Here is a 1997-nt window from a genome sequence, read left to right on the forward strand (position 1 = left end):
TGTACCCCAGCTGATGGACCGCCATCAGCAGTTCGCTGAGCTGGCCCTGTTCCGGCGACCAGACCAGTCGGGCCCGCTGGGTGGTGTGATTTACCCGGAACGAGAGGACACCGGGCATTTTCGACAGATGTCGCTCCAGCAACCAGATACAGGCGGCACAGGTTATTCCGCCAATCAGCAGGGACGCTTCAAGGCCACCTTTGACCGGTGTGACAAAGGCTTTCTGGGCGGCCGGGTGGTCGAGTTGCCGCAGTCGTTCCTGTTCAGCCTGACTGAGGGATTTCGGGGTGACCGCCGGCTCGGTACGGTGACGATAGAAGCCTTCCAGGCCTTCTTCATGAATCAGCCTGAAAACGGAATGGCAGCCATGGCAACAGAACACCTGATCAGGCTTCGCCGGATCAGGTCTGATAAGGTCTTTATCGCCGGTGAGCTCACCGCAATGGTAGCAGGCCTGGTCTTCAGCCACGTTCAGGAAGGTCAGGTTTCAGCTGCAGTTGGTTCTCTGCCGGCAGAAAACCTTCGCCCTGCAAACGCCACTCGTTGGAGGGGCTGTTCAGTTCGAGGTACCAGCGGCCATCGATATTACCTGGTACCTGCGCTGTATATTTGCCAGGTCCGACTCTGCGTAGCTGGGCAACGCGGTCACGATCTTCCAGGGTCGGGTGGTAAAGCTTCAGGATCAGGTAGTCATAATCGGCGGCGCCGTTGTCGCGACTGAGCTCAAGCTCAAAGTCTCGACCCTGGCTCAGCAGCATGGCGTTCAGGCCCATATCCCTGGCCATGGTGTCACGGGCTATGAGCTGGTTGATGCCACGGCCTTCCCGGGAATAATCATCGGTCACCATCGAGTTCTCGGTGGTAATTGCCAGGGTAATGGCCACGGCGCAATAGCCGATGGACATGGCCGGGAACAGCACCAGAAACCAGAACCAGGGCTGGCGGTACCAGGGTTTGATCACTTCGTTTTCAGTCATAATGTCTTAACTTCCAGATTGGGCAGTAACCAGGTTTCCGGTCAGCGTGGTCTTGGACCAACAAAACGGCTTTCAGTTTCCGCATTGAGACTTTCATCGGTCGCCGATTCCACACGGAACAGAATCGGCAGGTTGATGTCTGTCAGCGCGTCAGGATCCACTTCGACCACGACAGGCAGCGTCAGATGTTCGCCACTGGCGAGACTGATCTCGGAACTGGTGAGCAGGCGCGCGGTTTCGAGCGCGTCGACCGAGATGCTCAGATTCTGCGGCACTTCGCTCATGTTCCGGATAATAAGGGTGTAGCTGTTTTCTACCCAGCCGTTGCCGTTGAAGTTGAAGAGGGCGCCACGGTCCCGTTCGACATCCAGACCCAGCGGGACCCGGGTGGCGATGGTATAGGCTATGGCGGCCAGCATCAGCAGCAGAACAGCGCCATAACCAAAGGTTCGCGGTCGCAGCAGTTTTGACGGCCGGCCCTCAAGGTCATTTTCAGTGGTGTAGCGAATCAGCCCTCTCGGGTAATCCATTTTGTCCATGACCATGTCGCAGGCGTCGATGCACAGAGCGCAGCCGATACACTCATATTGCAGGCCATCGCGGATATCAATGCCGGTGGGACAGACCTGAACACAGAGGCCACAATCGATGCAGTCGCCCAGCCCTTCGGCCTTCGGATCAGCCGATTTCTTGCGGCTGCCCCGGGGCTCGCCCCGGCCCGGATCGTACGACACGATGCGGGTATTATTGTCGAACATGACAGACTGAAAGCGAGCGTAGGGGCACATATAAAGGCAGACCTGTTCCCGCATCCAGCCGGCGTTAAGATAGGTGGCTACGGTGAAAAAACCGACCCAGAAAAACGCCCAGCCATTGGCCTGGAACGTGAAGATATCGGCAATCAATTCACGGACAGGGTAGAAATAACCGACGAACGTCAGCCCGGTCGCCAGTGCTATCAATAGCCAGGCGAGGTGCTTGGCGGACTTGCGCAAGATCTTTTCCGGGGAGTTGGGCAGC

At 57.5% G+C, this 1997-nt stretch carries 3 protein-coding genes; all 3 read right to left on the reverse strand.

Annotated elements, in window-relative coordinates:
* Positions 1-412, reverse strand: a 412-nt coding sequence (locus AAC035_RS21010) for a heavy metal translocating P-type ATPase metal-binding domain-containing protein (RefSeq protein WP_339807067.1), incomplete at its 3' end; no start/stop codon positions are given.
* A 49-nt stretch (positions 413-461) separates the two neighbouring features.
* Positions 462-977: a FixH family protein gene (locus AAC035_RS21015; protein ID WP_339807064.1), complete on the reverse strand. Its 516-nt coding sequence runs from the start codon at positions 975-977 to the stop codon at positions 462-464.
* 41 nt (positions 978-1018) lie between these two features.
* Positions 1019-1997: cytochrome c oxidase accessory protein CcoG (ccoG, locus tag AAC035_RS21020; protein WP_339807066.1), on the reverse strand; the 979-nt coding region annotated here is incomplete at its 5' end.

The organism is uncultured Marinobacter sp. (assembly GCF_963974375.1).
Classification (GTDB): Bacteria; Pseudomonadota; Gammaproteobacteria; order Pseudomonadales; family Oleiphilaceae; genus Marinobacter.

Bases quoted from the DNA above. Each gene is read 5' to 3' on its own strand.
- AAC035_RS21015 (WP_339807064.1), bottom strand. From the start codon at position 977: ATGACTGAAAACGAAGTGATCAAACCCTGGTACCGCCAGCCCTGGTTC.